The 17,466-nt window shown below is 58.0% G+C and carries 13 protein-coding genes; 9 read left to right on the forward strand and 4 right to left on the reverse strand.

Features of this window, described 5'->3' with window-relative positions:
* The first annotated feature begins 133 nt into the window (after positions 1-133).
* Together F3I21_RS20230 and iolB are read left to right on the forward strand one after the other, a co-directional pair.
* A complete protein-coding gene (locus F3I21_RS20230; protein ID WP_150059642.1) occupies positions 134-1,639 on the forward strand; it encodes a CoA-acylating methylmalonate-semialdehyde dehydrogenase in 1,506 nt (501 codons plus the stop codon).
* Positions 1,640-1,662: 23 nt separating this feature from the next.
* Positions 1,663-2,478, forward strand: a complete 816-nt coding sequence (gene iolB / locus F3I21_RS20235) for a 5-deoxy-glucuronate isomerase (RefSeq protein WP_058759327.1) — start codon at positions 1,663-1,665, stop codon at positions 2,476-2,478.
* Between the two features lie 86 nt (positions 2,479-2,564).
* Here the strand turns inward: iolB and F3I21_RS20240 are convergent, their stop codons facing one another.
* Together F3I21_RS20240 and iolC are read right to left on the reverse strand one after the other, a co-directional pair.
* Complete coding sequence (locus tag F3I21_RS20240; protein ID WP_031279682.1) at positions 2,565-3,407, reverse strand: MurR/RpiR family transcriptional regulator; 843 nt, start codon at positions 3,405-3,407, stop codon at positions 2,565-2,567.
* Between the two features lie 576 nt (positions 3,408-3,983).
* Complete coding sequence (iolC, locus tag F3I21_RS20245; protein ID WP_150059643.1) at positions 3,984-5,897, reverse strand: 5-dehydro-2-deoxygluconokinase; 1,914 nt, start codon at positions 5,895-5,897, stop codon at positions 3,984-3,986.
* A 545-nt stretch (positions 5,898-6,442) separates the two neighbouring features.
* On the opposite strand from iolC, the gene iolD reads away from it, so the two are divergent.
* The 3 genes from iolD to iolE all read left to right on the forward strand — a co-directional run bounded on the left by iolD (position 6,443) and on the right by iolE (position 10,420).
* Complete coding sequence (iolD, locus tag F3I21_RS20250; RefSeq protein ID WP_021507393.1) at positions 6,443-8,377, forward strand: 3D-(3,5/4)-trihydroxycyclohexane-1,2-dione acylhydrolase (decyclizing); 1,935 nt, start codon at positions 6,443-6,445, stop codon at positions 8,375-8,377.
* Between the two features lie 63 nt (positions 8,378-8,440).
* Positions 8,441-9,454 carry a Gfo/Idh/MocA family protein gene (locus F3I21_RS20255; RefSeq protein WP_021507394.1) on the forward strand — a complete coding sequence of 338 codons (1,014 nt, stop codon included), beginning with the start codon at positions 8,441-8,443 and terminating at the stop codon, positions 9,452-9,454.
* A gap of 69 nt (positions 9,455-9,523) precedes the next feature.
* The gene (iolE, locus tag F3I21_RS20260; RefSeq protein WP_058770955.1) at positions 9,524-10,420 is read left to right on the forward strand and encodes a myo-inosose-2 dehydratase; all 897 of its coding nucleotides are present in this window, start codon (positions 9,524-9,526) and stop codon (positions 10,418-10,420) included.
* A 362-nt stretch (positions 10,421-10,782) separates the two neighbouring features.
* Here the strand turns inward: iolE and F3I21_RS23645 are convergent, their stop codons facing one another.
* Together F3I21_RS23645 and glpD are read right to left on the reverse strand one after the other, a co-directional pair.
* Complete coding sequence (locus F3I21_RS23645; protein WP_150059644.1) at positions 10,783-11,073, reverse strand: DUF943 family protein; 291 nt, start codon at positions 11,071-11,073, stop codon at positions 10,783-10,785.
* Positions 11,074-11,085: 12 nt separating this feature from the next.
* The gene (gene glpD / locus F3I21_RS20270; protein WP_058759321.1) at positions 11,086-12,594 is read right to left on the reverse strand and encodes a glycerol-3-phosphate dehydrogenase; all 1,509 of its coding nucleotides are present in this window, start codon (positions 12,592-12,594) and stop codon (positions 11,086-11,088) included.
* A 227-nt stretch (positions 12,595-12,821) separates the two neighbouring features.
* Here glpD and glpE point away from each other — a divergent pair, with 227 nt between their 5' ends.
* From glpE to malP, 4 genes are all read left to right on the forward strand, one after another.
* The gene (glpE, locus tag F3I21_RS20280; RefSeq protein WP_021313438.1) at positions 12,822-13,148 is read left to right on the forward strand and encodes a thiosulfate sulfurtransferase GlpE; all 327 of its coding nucleotides are present in this window, start codon (positions 12,822-12,824) and stop codon (positions 13,146-13,148) included.
* Between the two features lie 32 nt (positions 13,149-13,180).
* The gene (gene glpG, locus F3I21_RS20285) at positions 13,181-14,005 is read left to right on the forward strand and encodes a rhomboid family intramembrane serine protease GlpG (protein ID WP_058759383.1); all 825 of its coding nucleotides are present in this window, start codon (positions 13,181-13,183) and stop codon (positions 14,003-14,005) included.
* Between the two features lie 43 nt (positions 14,006-14,048).
* Positions 14,049-14,807, forward strand: coding sequence for a DeoR/GlpR family transcriptional regulator (locus tag F3I21_RS20290; protein WP_058759319.1), 759 nt, complete (start codon positions 14,049-14,051; stop codon positions 14,805-14,807).
* 212 nt (positions 14,808-15,019) lie between these two features.
* Complete coding sequence (malP, locus tag F3I21_RS20295) at positions 15,020-17,425, forward strand: maltodextrin phosphorylase (RefSeq protein WP_150059645.1); 2,406 nt, start codon at positions 15,020-15,022, stop codon at positions 17,423-17,425.
* Positions 17,426-17,466: the final 41 nt, after the last annotated feature.

A 17,466-nucleotide genomic window follows, 5' to 3' on the forward strand; every position in this document is an offset into this window, starting at 1 on the left:
TTCCAAAAAGAACTATTTGAAAAATTTATTTCACTGTAATAGCTTCATAGCACGCTTTCCGTATTGCCTGATCGGGCGCGACCCAGACTGACCCGCGGCCTGCAGGGACCTTACAAATCAAAGAGGCAACGACATGACTATCGTAGGAAACTTTATCGGCGGCAAAATCACGCACAGCGCCAGCAACGAAACCATTCCGGTCTACGATCCGGCGACCGGCAAAGTGATCCGCGAACTGACGCAAAGCACGGCGGCAGAAGTGGCGCAGGCCATCGAGGTCGCCCATGCGGCGTTTCCGGAATGGTCAAAAACGGCGCCGCTGCGTCGTGCCCGCGTCATGTTCAACTTCAAAGCGCTGATGGAAAAACATCGCGATGAACTGGCGGCACTGATTGTTTCTGAGCACGGTAAAGTCTGGTCCGATGCACTGGGTGAGCTGACGCGCGGCATCGAAGTGATCGAATTTGCCTGCGGCATTCCGCACCTGATCAAAGGGGAAAACTCACCGAACGTCGGTTCCGGCGTCGACAGCTATTCGCTGATGCAGCCGGTGGGTGTGGTCGCGGGCATTACGCCGTTCAACTTCCCGGCGATGGTGCCGCTGTGGATGTTCCCCATCGCGCTGGCGTGCGGTAATACCTTTGTGCTGAAGCCGCCGGCGCTCGATCCTTCTGCCTCGGTACGCATGGCTGAACTGCTGAAAGAAGCGGGGCTGCCGGATGGCGTGTTCAACGTGGTGCACTCCTCAAACGAAGACGCCGAGCAGCTGTATAAAGATCCGCGCATCGCGGCGGTCAGCTTCGTCGGCTCGTCCGGCGTGGCCGAGCACATCTACAAAACCGCCAGCGCGCATGGCAAACGCGTGCAGGCCTTCGGCGCCGCGAAAAACCACGCCATTGTGATGCCGGATGCCGATCTGGATGCCACCGTGAACGCCATCATGGGCGGTGCTTTCGGTTCTGCCGGGGAACGCTGCATGGCGCTGCCGGTGGTGGTGGCGGTTGGCGATGATACGGCCGACAAACTGATTTCGCGCCTGACGCCGCTGATCAAAGCGCTGCGCGTGGGGCCGGGCATGCAGCAGGGTGCCGAAGAGAATGAAATGGGGCCGGTGGTATCCGCTGCGCACCAGAAGAAAGTGCTGGCCTACATCGACAAAGGTGAGCAGGAAGGCGCGACGCTGGTGGTTGACGGACGCGGCGTGAAAGTCGCGGGCCATGAAGAGGGCTACTACGTTGGCGGTACGCTGTTCGATAACGTCACGCCGGAGATGGTGATTTGGCGCGAAGAAATTTTCGGACCGGTGCTGAGCATTATGCGCGCCAGCGACTTCGACAGCGCGCTGCAGCTGGTGAATAGCCACGAATTCGGTAACGGCAGCGCCATCTTCACCAGCAACGGCCACACCGCCCGTGAATTTGTGCACAACGTGGAAGCGGGCATGGTGGGCGTCAATGTGCCGGTGCCCGTGCCGATGGCGTTCCACAGCTTTGGCGGCTGGAAGCGTTCGGTGTTTGGTGCGCTCAACGTGCACGGTCCGGACGGGGTGCGTTTCTACACCCGCATGAAAACGGCAACCGTGCGCTGGCCAAGCGGTCAGCAGACCGTTTCTGAATTCAGCATGCCAACGCTGGGTTAATGTCGCGCAACAGGAGAAACAGGATGTCACTGATTTCAAAAGTGCAGCAGCCGGACAGCCACGGGCGTATCCAGCACGTGACGCCCGAGAGCGCCGGCTGGGAATACGTGGGCTTTGACGCTTATCTGCTGAAAAAGGGCCAGACGCTGCGGTTAAGCAGCGGCGAGAGAGAGCTGTGCCTGGTGCTGGTGGCCGGTCTGGCGTCGGTGAAAACCCGCGACGCAGAATTCCCTGGCATCGGTAAGCGCCTGTCGCCGTTTGAGCGCACGCCGCCTTACTCGGTTTACGTGCCGCATCATGATGAGGTTGAAGTCACTGCCGACAGCGATCTGGAGCTGGCGGTGTGCAGTGCGCCGGGCAGTGGCAATCTGCCGGCGCGGCTGATTGCACCGCAGGATGTTGGCGTGGAGCACCGTGGCAAAGGGCGCAACCAGCGCCTGGTGCATAACATTCTGCCGGATAATCAACCGGCCGACAGCCTGCTGGTGGTCGAGGTGTATACCGACGAAGGCGCGACCAGTTCGTACCCCAGCCACAAACACGATGAGAAGGACAGCCCGGACGAAACCTATCTGGAAGAGACCTATTATCACCGTTTCGACCCCGAGCCCGGTTTCGCCATGCAGCGCGTCTACACCGACGACCGTTCGCTCGACGAGTGTATGGCCCCGTATAACCGCGATGTGGTAACGGTGCCGCGCGGGTATCATCCGGTGGCGACGCTGGCCGGTTACGATAACTATTATCTGAACGTGATGGCCGGGCCGGTGCGGCTGTGGAAATTTACCTGGGAGAAGGATCACGCCTGGGTGAACAGCGAGCAGTATCCGCGCCGTTAATCGGGTCTCCGCGCGGTCGCCGGAAATGCGCACAGATAAAAAAAGGCAGCCAGATGGCTGCCTTTGTTCCATTCGGTAACCGGGGTTTATTCGCTGCTGCTGTTATTCAGTGCCAGCGACACCGCCAGGGTTTGCGCCAGGCAAAGCGAGGCCACCTGCGAGCGGAAGCCATCTACCTGCGCTTCGCGCACCACAAAACAGACATCGCTGAACGCCGCCAGCGGACTCACCTGGCTGTCGGTGATGGCGATTTGATGCGCGCCGCGTTTAGCGCCCAGCTCCACCAGTTCCACCGCTTCACGCGCATACGGCGAGTAGCTGATGGCGATGACCACGTCTTTCGGATTCACCATGCTGAGCTGTTCAGTGAACATGCCGCCCAGGCCATCAATCAGAAAAGCGCGACGCTCCAGATGGCGCAGCGCATACACCAGATACGAGGCCACGCTGAACGAGCGGCGCAGACCGATGATGTAGATGTTCTCCGCCTCATTGAGCATTTTCACCGCTTTGTTCAGCTGGTCGGGATTCACCTGCATCGCCAGCTGCTGCAGCGCCTGGCTGTTGACCATGGTAAAGACGTTGAGGATCTCCACCGGGCTCTCCGGTGAGCTGGCGCTGTCGTCGGTGGCCGTCTGGCGGAACAGGCGCGCCCGTTCGGTATAGTTCACGGTCTCTTCCATCAGGTGCTGACGAAAGACCTGTTTCATTTCGTTGAAGCCGCTAAAGCCGAACGCGTTGGCGAAGCGGATCAGCGTGGAGGGCGGAACATCCGCCTGCTGGGCGATAGAGGCGACGGTATCAAACGCGATGCTGTTGCTGTTATCAAGGATATAACGAGCCACCTGCTTCAGGCGTTTACTCAGCGTCTCGTAGCGACGACGGATATCGTCCTGTAACAAGGTTAATTGCGTTGGGTTATTGGTCATTACTTCGGCCCGTCAGAAAAGGAAATATGGCTGGATAATGAGCGCTATAGTACCAGATGGATGGAAAATTTCATTTGTTTGACGCTATCGTGAAGGCTATTTCATCGGTTTATGAATTGCCTCACAAAACTCAGGGGGTTGAAGGCTTGCCCTCACCCTAACCCTCTCCCGCAGGCGGGAGAGGGGACAGTCCGGAGCGGTTTATCAGGCAGGTCGCAAGGTTTTGCTTCTTCATTCAGTGAGAGAGGGGACAGTCCGGAGCGGTCTGATCGGTCTGACAGGCCTGGTAAAATGCTTAACGACCTGCCTGAACGGCTCTCTCACCCTAACCCTCTCCCGCAGGCGGGAGAGGGAACAGTCCGGAGCGGTTTATGAGACAGGTCGCAAGGTTTTGCTTCTTCATTCAGTGAGAGAGGGGACAGTCCGGAGCGGTCTGACAGGGCTGGCACAATGCTTAACGACCTGCCTGAACGGCTCCCTCTCCCGGTGGGAGAGGGCGGGGGTGAGGGCATCCGCGCGCAACTCACTAAAAAGCGGCCCGTCAGGCCGCTTCTCAGTACATCCTCTTCAAATCCGTCAGCCGCGCGCGGCGCGCCAGTAGCCAATCAGGCGCAGATAATTGCCTTTCACGGTCTCAATCAGCGCTTTATCATCCAGCTCACCGTTCAGCCACTGGCGTGACGGCTGGCCAAAAATGGTGCGACCCACGGCAAAACCTTTCACCCACGTCGCCTGCGCGGCGGCGGCGAAGCCGGCTTTCAGCTTCTCTTCTGGCGCATCAAGGCCGAGTAACAGAATGCCGCGACAGTGCGGATCCTGCTGCTCAATCAGCTCGCCGATTGCCTGCCAGCTCTCCGCCGTCAGCGGTGGTAGCTTCCACCAGTCCGGCTGCACGCCCAGGCTATAGAAGTGGCTCAGCATGTCGTAATAGTAGGACTCGTTACGGTTCGGGTTGCTCTCCGGCAGAATCACTTCCAGCAGCAGCTCGTGCCCGCTTTTGTTACAGCTGCGCCACACGTCAAGAACCAGCTCGTCCTGCTCTTTACGCAGTTCAGCACTGTCATGGGGATGATAAAACACCAGGCACTTGACGACGTGTTCGGCCGGCCAGTCCACCAGCTGAGAGCCAATATTGCCGTGCTCAAGACGCAGTGGTCGTGAGCTCGGCAGCTCGATGGGCCGCCCAATCCACCAGTGCTTGCCGGTGATGGCGTTGAGCGCTTTCTGGCCGTACGTGGTATCCGCCAGGATGCCACTCTTCTCATTGAGACCGGCTTCGTTAGCCGCCTCCTGTGCCGCCTGCAGCAGCAGCAGCTTCAGCTGCGGAATGCGATCCTCGCTGACGCCCGCTTCGCGCGCCATATCGGCCAGCTGTTTACGGTGGTCAAAGGCGAACACATTCAGCTCCGGCCACTGCTGCTTACGCGTGGTAACGCGATGCAGATGATTGAGGCGCGCGTCCAGATCCGGGCGTTTCACCGCGTTATCGCGGCTGAGGAAATCGTCCAGCTCTTCTTTCGTTGGCATCGCCGGTGCACAGCCGTGACGGGATACCACCAGTGCGCCACAGGCGTTAGCGTAGCGGCACGCCTGCTCCCAGCTCTCATCGTTGAGCCAGCCGCGCAGTAGGCCCGACATAAACGCATCGCCGGCGCCCAGTACGTTGAGCACCTCAACGCGCACGCCGCTGTGCAGGCGCGTCTGTTCCCAGCTATCAGGAATCTCGCCCTCAAACACCACACAACCCAGCGGCCCGCGTTTGCAGACCAACGTGGCACTGCTGGCCTTACGCACATTTTTCAGCGCGGTCAGCGTATCAGTGCTGCCACCGGCGATATGGAACTCTTCTTCCGTTCCAACAATCAGATCGAAATAGTGCACCACTTCCTGTAGCTGCTGCGTCACCTGGCCGGATTCAATGAAACGTGTTTCGCCGTCACCCAGTGAGGTCAGACCCCATAGCACCGGGCGATAATCGATATCCAGCGCGGTGCGCAGACCGTTGCGCCGGGCGATATCCAGCGCTTTCAGCACCGCCGCCCGCGTGTCCGGATGCGACAGGTGGGTGCCGGTTACCGCCACGGCGCGGGACGAGGTAATGAACTCTTCGCGAATGTCCTCGGGAACCAGCCCCATATCCGCACAGTTGTCGCGATAGAAAATCAGCGGAAAGGTCTCTTCGTCTTTGATGCCGAGAATCACCAGCCCGGTCAGGCGCTGCTTATCGGTGATCAGCCCGTCAGTATTGCAGCCCACGCGCTGCAGCTCTTCACGCAGGAAGCGGCCATTGTGTTCGTCACCGACGCGCGCCAGCATCGCCGACTTCAGCCCCTGGATCGCGGTGCCATAAGCTACGTTGCCGGAAGAGCCGCCGAGGTATTTGTTAAAGCTGGTCATATCTTCCAGGCGCGAGCCAATTTGCTGGCCGTAAAGATCGACGGCGATGCGTCCAATACAAATCACATCAAGCCGCTTCTGTTGTGTACTCATACTGATGGTTTCCTTCTGTGATAAGCAGACACGGCGGGCGCTGCCGCCCACTATCAAGCGCAATGCTTCCGGGGTCTCAGGGTGCCTGACTGGCTATGTGGGCAGTATGAGGAATAAAAATTCCAAAAACAATATGAAATGAAACATCCATCGCGATTTTGTGAGCCAGGTAAAACTCTGGTGCCGCTACCTTTCCCGCCCTTTACGGCTTGCCCGTTTCGCGGGTGCTCTGGCTTGTGAGCCAGCTCGCAGGAAATGATGACGGATGAGAGGAAGCTGCTGAGGTGAAATGAAATTTCGTTATGATGGCTGAGGCATAGCAGGCTGTTTCACTTTGCTGTCATCCCGTCCCATCGCCAGCCACGTTTCAGCGCCGAATTTGATCTTCATCGCAAAATGAAATGTTTCTTCTGTAATTAGGTTTAATGGAAAAAACATTTGTTTATAATCGCCACACGTTTCACTTAGCGTCGGGCGCGTTTTCACCGCCGACCCGAACCGCGTCGTACCCCCTGAGCGGGTACCACATGTAAAGGAAGAAGCATATGGGCACTATCAGACTGACTACCGCACAGGCGCTGGTGAAATTTCTGGATAACCAGTACCTGAACGTTGACGGCGTTGAAACCAAATTCGTGCACGGCATCTTTGCTATTTTCGGCCACGGCAATGTGCTCGGCCTCGGCCAGGCGCTGGAGCAGGACAGCGGCGATTTACAGGTGTATCAGGGCCGTAACGAGCAGGGTATGGCGCACGCTGCCATCGGTTTTGCCCGGCAGTCGCTGCGCCGTCAAATCATTGCCTGTACCTCTTCCGTCGGACCGGGTGCCGCCAACATGATTACCGCGGCAGCCACGGCAACAGCCAACCGGATTCCACTGCTGTTGCTGCCGGGCGATGTGTTCGCCACGCGCCAGCCGGACCCGGTGCTGCAGCAGATCGAGCAGAGTCACGATCTCAGCATCAGCACCAACGATGCCTTCCGCGCAGTGAGTAAATACTGGGACCGCGTGAGCCGTCCGGAACAGCTGATGACCGCCTGTATCAATGCGCTGCGCGTGCTGACCGATCCGGCGGAAACCGGGGCGGTAACGCTGGCGCTGCCGCAGGATGTGCAGGGCGAAGCCTGGGATTTCCCGGAATACTTCTTCCAGAAACGCGTGCATTTGCTTGACCGGCGTCTGCCGACGGCGGCCCAGCTGGACGCGGCGCTGGCATTGATTGCGCGTAAGCACAAGCCGCTGATTGTAGTGGGTGGCGGCGTGAAATACTCCGATGCCGGTCAGGCGCTGCTGAGCTTTGCCGAGCGTTTCAATATTCCGTTTGCCGAAACGCAGGCCGGCAAAGGCACCATCGTTTCCGACCATCCGCTGAACGTGGGCGGCGTGGGTGAAACCGGCTGTCTGGCGGCGAACCTGCTGGCTAAAGAGGCCGATCTGGTGATCGGTATTGGTACGCGCTATACCGATTTCACCACGGCCTCGAAATGGATCTTCCAGCATCCGGAAATCAGCTACCTCAACATTAACGTCAACAACTTCGACAGCTACAAGCTGGATGGCGTGCAGCTGCTGGCGGATGCACGCGAAGGATTAACCGCGCTGGAAGCCGGACTGAACGGCTTTGAGAATCACTGGGGTGGTCAGATTGAACAGGCGCAGAGCAAGCTGCTGAAAGAGACGCAGCGCGTGTACGCCGCCACTTTCAACACCGACGACTTTATTCCGGAAATCGCTGACCACATCGATCGCACCGCGCTGTTCGCCGAGTTTGAGCGTTTGACAAAGTCGGTGCTGACGCAGAGCAGCGTGCTGGGCACCTTAAACGAACAGCTGCCAAAGGATGCGGTGATTGTCGCCGCCGCCGGCAGTCTGCCGGGTGACCTGCAGCGCGTATGGCGCACCAAAGATTACAACGCGTATCACGTTGAGTACGGCTACTCGTGCATGGGTTACGAAGTGAATGCCGCGCTGGGCGTGAAGCTGGCACAGCCGCAGCGCGAAGTCTACGCCATGGTGGGTGACGGCTCGTTCATGATGCTGCACTCCGAGCTGGTCACCTCGATTCAGGAAGGGGCGAAAATCAACGTCATCCTGCTGGATAACATGACCAATGGCTGCATCAACAACCTGCAGATGGAACACGGCATGGACAGTTTCAACACCGAGTTCCGCTTCCGTAATCCGCAGGGCGGCAAGCTGGATGGCGGCTTCGTGCCGGTTGATTTCGCGGCGATAGCCGCCGGCTACGGCTGTAAAACCTACCGTGTCACCACGCTGGAGCAGCTGAAGGCGGCGCTGGAAGATGCGCAGCAGCAGACGGTTTCGACCCTGATTGACATCAAAGTGCTGCCAAAAACCATGGTGCACAAATACTTCAGCTGGTGGCACGTCGGCGTGGCGCAGGCTTCCACCTCAGAGCGGACGCAGCAGGTGGCCGACAAGCTCAATCAGCATATTCAACAGGCGCGTAAGTACTAACCCTTTTCAGGCCGGCGCTGCCCGGCCGTTTTACCCTACTTATCCGACTCTACAGGTGTAATTATGACGCTCAAACTCGGTGTAATCGGTACCGGCGCAATTGGTCAGGAACATATTCGTCGCTGCAACAACGTGCTGCAGGGCGCAAAAGTGGTGGCGGTTTCAGACATCAATGTGGAAGGTGCACGCGCGGCGCTGCAGCGGCTGAATATCCAGGCCGAAGTGTATCAGGATGGTCATCAGGTGATTAACTCGCCGGAAGTGGATGCCGTGCTGGTGACCTCGTGGGACCCGACGCATGAAGAGTTCACGCTGGCCGCGATTGCCGCCGGGAAACCGGTGTTCTGCGAGAAGCCGCTGGCGCTGAGCGCGGAGGGCTGCCGTCGCATTGTCGACGCCGAGATCGCGCACGGCAAACGTCTGGTGCAGGTAGGGTTTATGCGCCCGTATGATGCCGGCTATCGCGCGCTGAAAAAGGTGATCACCGACGGTGACATCGGCGAGCCGCTGATGCTGCACTGCGCGCACCGTAATCAGAGCGTCGGCGAGAATTACACCACCGACATGGCCATCACCAACACCCTGATTCACGAGCTGGATGTCCTGCGCTGGCTGACCGAGGACGATTACAAGAGCGTGCAGGTGGTGTTCCCGCGCACGACCTCAAAGTCACACGCGAAGCTGAAAGATCCGCAGATCGTGCTGTTTGAAACGCAGAAGGGCATCCGCATCGATGTGGAGATCTTTGTGAACTGCGCGTACGGCTATGACATTCAGTGTGAAGTGGTGGGCGAAGAGGGCATCGCCAGACTGCCGGAGCCATCGGCCATTCAGATGCGCAAAGATGCCCGCCTTGGCAACGCGCTGCTGACCGACTGGAAAGATCGCTTTATCGACGCCTACGACGTTGAGCTGCAGGCGTTTATCAATGATGTGAAAGCAGGCCAGCTGAGCGGGCCTTCCGCCTGGGATGGCTTTGCCGCCTCGGTGGCTGCCGATGCCTGCCTGAAGGCGCAAACCAGCGGCGCGATTGAGCCCGTTGCCATGCCGCCGCGTCCGGCGTTTTACCAGAAATAATCAGGCGCGTGCGCTAAACCTATCCACGGCAGCGGATTACCGCTGCCTCTCTGTATCAGGGAGCTGAAAATGAACCAAGAGAACGTCAAACTGGCGATTGCGCCGATTGGCTGGACCAACGACGACATGCCGGAACTCGGCAGCGAAAATACTTTCCAGCAAACGGTCAGCGAGATGGCGCTGGCGGGTTTCACCGGTAGCGAAGTGGGCAGCAAGTATCCGCGCGATCCGGCGGTGCTGAAGCCGATGCTGGATATCCGCGGTATGCAGATTTGTAACGCCTGGTTTAGTACCTTTTTTGCCAACGGTGACAAAGCGAAAACCATCGATCAGTTCATCAATCACATGAATTTCCTGCACGCCATGGGCGCGCGCGTGATTGGCTGCTCGGAACAGAGCAAAAGCATTCAGGGCACGTCGCTGCCGGTGCTGGAGCAGAAGCCGGTTTTCACTGACGAAGAGTGGCGCCTGACGGCAGAGGGTTACAACGAACTGGCGGCGATCGCGGCGCAGAAAGGGATGCGCGTGACGCTGCATCATCACATGGGCACCGGCATTCAGACGCCAGCCGAGATCGACCGTTTTATGGCAATGACCAACGATAACGTCGGTCTGCTGTACGACACCGGCCACATTTACTACTCCGAAGGATCACAGCAGGTGATGCTGGATGTGCTGACCCAGCATCTGCCGCGTATTTTCCACGTGCATCTGAAGGATGTGCGTGACAGCGTGGTGGCAGAGGTGCGCGCAAACTCGCTGTCGTTCCTCGACGGAGTGAAGAAAGGCACCTTCACCGTACCAGGCGATGGCGTGATCGATTTCAAACCGGTATTCAAAATCCTCGATGATTACGGCTACAAAGGCTGGATGGTCGTCGAAGCGGAGCAGGATCCGGCCATCGCTAACCCATTCGAATATGCAGTGAAAGCCCGTAAATATATTCGTGACAATGCCGGGTTGTAAGATTGACGGTCAGTTAGCGCAATGAATTGCGCCGCTACGGTAAATGCGGCAGTGACTTTCGTCATTATCGACCGCACACACTGTAGCGGCGCGATTTATCGCGCTATGTATTAATTTCGCTTCTGCAATTGACTCATTTCGTTGTCTTTATTCACTGTCTAAGGTTGAAGCGGAACAGGATCCGGCCATCGCTAATCCCTCCGAATATGCGGTGAAAGCCCGTAAATATATTCGTGACAATGCCGGGTTGTAAGATTGACGGTCAGTTAGCGCAATGAATTGCGCCGCTACGGTAAATGCGGCAGTGACTTTTTTCTTATCAACCGCACACACTGTAGCGGCGCGATTTATCGCGCTATGTATCAATTACGCTTCTGCAATTGACTCATTTCTTTGTCTTTATTCACTGTGTAATTTACTGAATCCAGTGAGAACATCACGCCCCCATCCTGCGCCCGCTGAATTTTCATCAGTAAATTTTTATCCAGGCAATTAGCAGGGGGTTGCATTTGCTTGAAACAAATACGGCCCTCTTTTTCTAATCGCTGATATCCATTACTTAATGCATAAAAATAGTAGGTGATGGGTCCATTTTTATTAAAGGCTCTAAAAGAAAAAACAAAAACCCCGCGCGGTGGCGGGGTTGAGGACAATGCTTAAGGCGATTAGGAAGCCAGCGACAGCGCCGGTTTCTGGCCGTTTTCCGCCAGCCAGTCGCGGATGCGCGCCTGTTCGGCTTCGCTCAGCCACATACCCTGCTTGGTACGGCGCCAGATGGCGTCGTCCAGCTCGCGCACCCACTCGTGTTTCACCAGGTAACGCAGTTCGGCTTCATAGAATTCGTGGCCAAAGTTTTCACCCAGATCTTCACGGCTCTTCGCGCCTTCCAGCAGCACTTCAGTACGGCTGCCGTAGGTGCGGGCAAAGTGACGCGCCATGCCTTCGCTGATGAACGGATAGCGACGGCGCAGGCTGGCAGCGTAATCTTCACGCGTACCGGAGAAATCACCGCCTGGCAGCACGGCGTTTTTGGTCCACGCCGGACCGGCATCGGGGTAGTATTTCGCCAGTTTCTCAAGCGCATGCTCCGCCAGCTTGCGATAGGTGGTCAGCTTGCCGCCGAATACGGACAGCAGCGGTGCCTGACCGTTGTCATCGTGCACGTCCAGCGTGTAATCACGGGTAATCGCCTGCGGTGAATCGGATTCATCATCGCACAGCGGACGCACGCCGGAGTAGGTCCAGACGATATCGTCACTGGTCAGCTGCTTTTTAAAGTGCGCGTTATACACCTTCAGCAGGTAGCTGATTTCATTGTCATCGATTTTGACATTTTTCGGATCGCCTTTGTATTCGACGTCGGTGGTACCGATGATCGAAAACTCATCCATCCACGGAATCACAAACACGATGCGGTTATCTTCGTTCTGCAGAATGTAAGCCTGCTTCTCGGTGTGCACGCGCGGCACCACGATATGGCTGCCTTTGATCAGGCGAATACCGTACGGCGATTTCAGCTTCAGGCCATCGTCAAAGAACTGTTTTACCCACGGACCGGCGGCGTTAACCAGCCCTTTGGCGCGCCAGGTGTAAGTTTTGCCGGTATCGACGTCTTCCGCTTCCACCATCCACAGACCGGCTTCACGCCAGGCGCGGGTTACGCGGGTGCGGGTGCGCACTTCGCCGCCCTGTTTCACCACTTCCTGCGCGTTGAGCACCACCATACGCGCATCGTCTACCCAGCAGTCGGAATATTCGAAACCGCGCGTAATTTCAGGCTTCAGGGCCGATTCCGCGCCAAAACGCAGACCTTTACTGCCTGGCAGCGTAGTGCGCTTACCGAGGCGATCGTACATAAACAGGCCCATGCGGATCATCCACGCCGGACGCAGATGCGGGCGGTGTGGCAGACGGAAACGCATCGGGAAGGCGATGTGCGGCGCCATTTTCAGCAGCACTTCACGTTCGGCCAGCGCTTCGCCCACCAGACGGAATTCGTAATGTTCCAGATAGCGCAGGCCACCGTGAATCAGCTTGGAACTGGCAGAGGAGGTTGCACAGGCCAAATCCCGCGCCTCCAGCATCAGCACTGACAGGCCGCGTCCTGCAGCATCCACTGCAATGCCGGCACCGTTGATGCCGCCGCCGATCACGATCAGGTCTTTGGTTTCCACGTCATCTCCTCCGATGTTCGGAATAGTTCTAAAATGTTCGTTTTCGAGCGTAATAATAATCGGAAACCAACATTGACGCCAGCGCTTAACTCAATAAAAACATTCTTGCGTGATATAGCTAACATTTCGGCAGGAAAAAAATCACATATCCACAGGATTTGTCAGGTTATAGCGGCGGCTTATCAGGGTAAACTAACGCCAATTGATGACGAGGTAATGAGAGACCCATGGAAACCTTCGAGTGTATTAATGTCCTGCAGGCTAACGAGCATCTGGCACAGGGAGCGCAACTGGTAGACATCCGCGATCCGCAAAGCTTCGCCATGGGCCATGCCACCGGTGCGCAACATCTGACCAATGACAACCTGGCGACGTTCATTGCCGGTGCCCGGCACGACCAGCCGGTGCTGGTGATGTGCTATCACGGTAACAGCAGTAAAGGCGCGGCGCAGTTCCTGTTAAGCCAGGGCTTTAGCGACGTCTACAGCATCGACGGCGGTTTTGATGCCTGGCGCGCGGCGTTTCCGACGCAGGTCGCCACCGGCAGCCTCTGATTGACCGATTAAAGGAAGGAGAGCACCGCATGATGCGCATCACCCAGTTTAACCAGCCGCGCATGGCGCAGGCGTTTGTGGATTACATGGCGACGCGTGGCGTCACGCTGCGCATTGAGCGCGAAAGTCACTGTGTCATTGTGCTGGATGACGACAGCAAGCTGGAGATGGTCGAAAACGAACTCGCGCAGTTCGTGCGCGATCCCAACCATCCACGCTATCAGGCGGCGAGCTGGCACAGCGGTACCACCGACAGCGGTCTGCGTTATGAGCGTGGCAATATCTGGGCAAACATTCGCGAACGCGCAGGTCCGCTCACGCTGACCATCATGATCGCCTGCGTGGCGGTGTTTATCCTGATGCAGATTGTCGGCGACGATGTGGTACTCGGCTGGCTGGCCTGGCCGGCGGATTCCTCCCAGTATTTTCAGGTGTGGCGCTGGTTCAGCCACGCGCTGCTGCACTTCTCGCTGCTGCACATTCTGTTCAACCTGATGTGGTGGTGGTATCTCGGCGGTGCGGTAGAGAAGCGTCTCGGCAGCGGCAAGCTGTTCGTTATCATGCTGATTTCAGCGCTGCTGAGCGGCTGGATGCAGGCGAAATTCAGCGGCGTGCTGTTTGGCGGGCTGTCCGGCGTGGTCTATGCGCTGATGGGCTACTGCTGGCTGCGCGGCGAGCGCGATCCCGAAAGTGGCATTTATCTCGAGCGCGGCCTGATTGGCTTCGCTATTGTATGGCTGGTGATTGGCTGGTACGGCGCCTTTGGCCTGTCGATCGCGAACGCTGCGCACGTCACCGGTTTGCTGGTGGGGCTGGCGATGGCGTTCGTTGATACGCGCAAACGCGCACGTCGCTAGTAGCAGGATAAAAAGAACACGGCCTTGAGCCGAGGAGAGAGATGTGAAGCAGACGCAACGTCATGACGCCATTATCGATCTGGTCCGGCGTCAGGGGTATGTCAGTACGGAAGAGCTGGTGGATCACTTTGAGGTCAGCCCGCAGACTATCCGGCGCGATCTGAACGATCTGGCCGATCAAAACAAAATTCAGCGTCATCACGGCGGCGCGGCGCTGCCTTCCAGCTCGGAAAACACCGCGTGGCAGGATCGCAAAATGATGTGGTCGGCGGAAAAGGCACGCATCGCCGAGCGCGTGGCGAGCCAGATCCCGGACGGCGCCACGCTGTTTATTGATATCGGCACCACGCCGGAAGCGGTGGCGCATGCGCTGCTCAACCACAACAATCTGCGTATTGTCACCAACAACCTTAACGTGGCGATTTTGCTGATGGGCAAGCCGGATTTCCGCGTGATTATCGCCGGCGGTGAAGTGCGCACGCGCGACGGCGGTATCATGGGGGAAGCCACGCTCGATTTTATCTCTCAGTTCCGGCTCGATTACGGCATTCTCGGCATCAGCGGTATTGATATGGACGGTTCGCTGCTGGAGTTCGACTATCACGAAGTGCGCACCAAACGCGCCATTATCGAGAACTCGCGCTGCGTGATGCTGGTGGTGGATCACTCGAAGTTTGGCCGTAACGCCATGGTTAACCTTGGCAACATGAGCCTGATTGATTACCTGTATACCGATCAAACCCCGCCATTAAGCGTACTGAAGGTGATTGAACAGCACGAAGTGCATCTGGAGCTGTGCTGATTTCCCAGGTGCGCATCAATGCGCACCCTGTGAGGCACCAGGTCATCGCGCTTATTGTAGGGTCGCCATTGATGGCGACCAGGCCGCAGCGGCACGCCTTTTTTCACTGCATCTTCATTTCCCTGTCGCTTTTTTCAGCGTCCCCGGCTTAACTTACTCTTTCAGATTTGCGCTTGCCCGTGTTTACCGTTTCGGATGCAAAGGGATGCACTATGTCGCCGCTAAAATTCAATAAAACCCGCTTTGACGCCGCGCTGACCCGCCAGTGGCAGCAGCTCGGACTGACTTCCGCCCGGCAGATGACGCCGCATCAATGGTGGCAGGCGCTCAGCCGGGCGCTGATGGAACTGCTCGCCGCACAGCCACCCGTGCCGCCGAAAAGCGCTCAGCGCCACGTTAATTATCTCTCGATGGAGTTTCTGCCCGGCCGGCTGACCGGCAATAACCTGCTCAATCTCGGCTGGTATAACGAGGTGGCTGCCGCGCTGGCAGAGCACGAGGTTGAGCTGAATGAACTGCTGGAGGAGGAGGTCGATCCGGCGCTGGGCAACGGCGGACTGGGACGGCTCGCGGCCTGCTACATGGATGCGATGGCGACGGTCGGCCAGCCGGCGATGGGGCACGGCCTCAACTATCAGTACGGCCTGTTTCGTCAGTCGTTCGTGGCCGGACAGCAGCACGAAGCGCCGGATGACTGGCAGCGCGATCGCTATCCGTGGTTCCGCCACAACGCGGCGCTGGATGTGCCGGTGGGGCTGGGCGGTAAGGTCAAAAAGCGCGACGACGGCAGCGTCGAGTGGCGTCCGGCACAGCAGCTGATCGGCCAGGCCTGGGATCTGCCGGTAATCGGCTATCGCAACGGCATCACGCTGCCGCTGCGCCTGTGGCAAGCCACCAGTGCGCAGCCGTTTGACCTGACGCTGTTTAACGCCGGGAAATTCCTGCAGGCGGAGCAGCCGGGCATTGAAGCCGACAAGCTGACCAAAGTGCTCTATCCCAATGACAACCATGCGCCTGGTAAACGTCTGCGGCTGATGCAGCAGTATTTCCAGTGCGCCTGCGCGGTGAGCGACATACTGCGTCGTCACCGGCTGGCGGGCCGTGCGCTGCATACGCTGCCGGATTTCGAAGTGATTCAGCTCAACGATACCCATCCCACCATCGCTATTCCGGAGCTGCTGCGTCTGCTGCTGGATGAGCATGGCCTGAGCTGGGACGACGCCTGGCACATTACCAGCCGCACCTTTGCGTATACCAACCATACGCTAATGCCGGAGGCGCTGGAGCGCTGGCCGGCGAGCCTGCTGCGCGAACTGCTGCCGCGCCATCTGCAAATCATCAAACAGATCAATCGCCAGCTGAAGCAGCAGGTCAAACAGCGCTGGCCGAACGACAGTGCCCTCTGGCACAAGTTGGCGGTGGTGAGCGACGGCGAAGTGCGCATGGCCAATCTGTGCGTGGTGAGCTGTTTCGCCGTCAACGGTGTGGCAGCGCTGCACTCGCAGCTGGTGGTTAACGATCTGTTCCCGGAATATCACCAGCTGTGGCCGCACAAGTTTCATAACGTCACCAACGGCATTACGCCGCGGCGCTGGCTGAAGCAGTGCAACCCCCTGCTGTCCGCGCTAATTGACGACAGCCTGCAGGTGGAGTGGGCCAACGATCTCGACGCGCTGGAATGGCTGGCGCCGCTGGCGAAGAAGAAAAGCTTTCGCCAGCAGTTCCGCACCATCAAGCAGCAAAACAAACTGCGGCTGACGGTGTACATCAAACGCGTGACCGGCATCGATATCAATCCTGACGCGCTGTTTGATGTGCAGATCAAGCGCCTGCACGAATACAAACGCCAGCATCTCAGTCTGCTGCACATCCTGCACTGCTATCGCCAGCTGCGCGATAACCCGGACAATCCCGACTTCGTGCCGCGCGTCTTTCTGTTTGGCGCCAAGGCGGCGCCCGGCTATTTGCTGGCAAAAAACATCATCTGTGCCATCAATAAAGTCGCGGAGGTGATCAACAACGACCCGCTGGTGGGCGATCGCCTGAAGGTGGTGTTTGTGCCGGATTACCGGATTACCGCCGCCGAGCTGATGATTCCGGCAGCCGATCTCTCGGAGCAGATCTCCACGGCCGGTTACGAAGCCTCCGGTACCGGCAACATGAAGCTGGCGCTCAACGGCGCGCTGACCATTGGCACGCTGGACGGGGCTAACGTGGAGATTGCCGAGGCGGTCGGTGAGAAAAATATCTTTATCTTCGGCAACACGGTGGATGAGGTAAAAGCACTGAAGGCCGACGGTTACAGTCCGAAGAAACTGCGCAAGCACGATCGCTATCTCGACGGTTTGCTGAAGGAGCTGGAAAAGGGCAAATTCAGCGACGGCGACCGGCAGGTATTTGCGCCGCTGCTGGAGAGCCTGAGCAAACAGGGCGATCCGTGGCTGGTGCTGGCCGATTTCGCCGCTTATATCGCGGCGCAGCAGCGCGTCGAAGCGCTGTGGCGCGATCCGGAAGCGTGGACCAAAGCGGCGATTCTCAACACGGCGCATACCGGCCGCTTCAGTGCCGATCGTTCGATTCGCGATTATCAACAGCGTATCTGGCAGGCGGCGCGCTGAGCCGCCGGAAAATGACGCTGCATGCGTAATGTGCGCACGGC

Source organism: Pantoea sp. B_9 (assembly GCF_008632015.1).
In the GTDB taxonomy this organism is placed as follows: Bacteria; Pseudomonadota; Gammaproteobacteria; order Enterobacterales; family Enterobacteriaceae; genus Pantoea; species Pantoea dispersa.

What these genes read in the sequence shown, in the direction of transcription:
- malP (WP_150059645.1), top strand. Translation starts at nt 15,020, where the DNA reads ATGTCGCCGCTAAAATTCAATAAAACCCGCTTTGACGCCGCGCTGACC.
- glpG (WP_058759383.1), top strand. Translation starts at nt 13,181, where the DNA reads ATGCGCATCACCCAGTTTAACCAGCCGCGCATGGCGCAGGCGTTTGTG.
- iolC (WP_150059643.1), bottom strand. Translation starts at nt 5,897, where the DNA reads ATGAGTACACAACAGAAGCGGCTTGATGTGATTTGTATTGGACGCATC.
- F3I21_RS20255 (WP_021507394.1), top strand. Translation starts at nt 8,441, where the DNA reads ATGACGCTCAAACTCGGTGTAATCGGTACCGGCGCAATTGGTCAGGAA.
- iolE (WP_058770955.1), top strand. Translation starts at nt 9,524, where the DNA reads ATGAACCAAGAGAACGTCAAACTGGCGATTGCGCCGATTGGCTGGACC.
- F3I21_RS20240 (WP_031279682.1), bottom strand. Translation starts at nt 3,407, where the DNA reads ATGACCAATAACCCAACGCAATTAACCTTGTTACAGGACGATATCCGT.
- glpE (WP_021313438.1), top strand. Translation starts at nt 12,822, where the DNA reads ATGGAAACCTTCGAGTGTATTAATGTCCTGCAGGCTAACGAGCATCTG.
- iolB (WP_058759327.1), top strand. Translation starts at nt 1,663, where the DNA reads ATGTCACTGATTTCAAAAGTGCAGCAGCCGGACAGCCACGGGCGTATC.
- iolD (WP_021507393.1), top strand. Translation starts at nt 6,443, where the DNA reads ATGGGCACTATCAGACTGACTACCGCACAGGCGCTGGTGAAATTTCTG.
- F3I21_RS20230 (WP_150059642.1), top strand. Translation starts at nt 134, where the DNA reads ATGACTATCGTAGGAAACTTTATCGGCGGCAAAATCACGCACAGCGCC.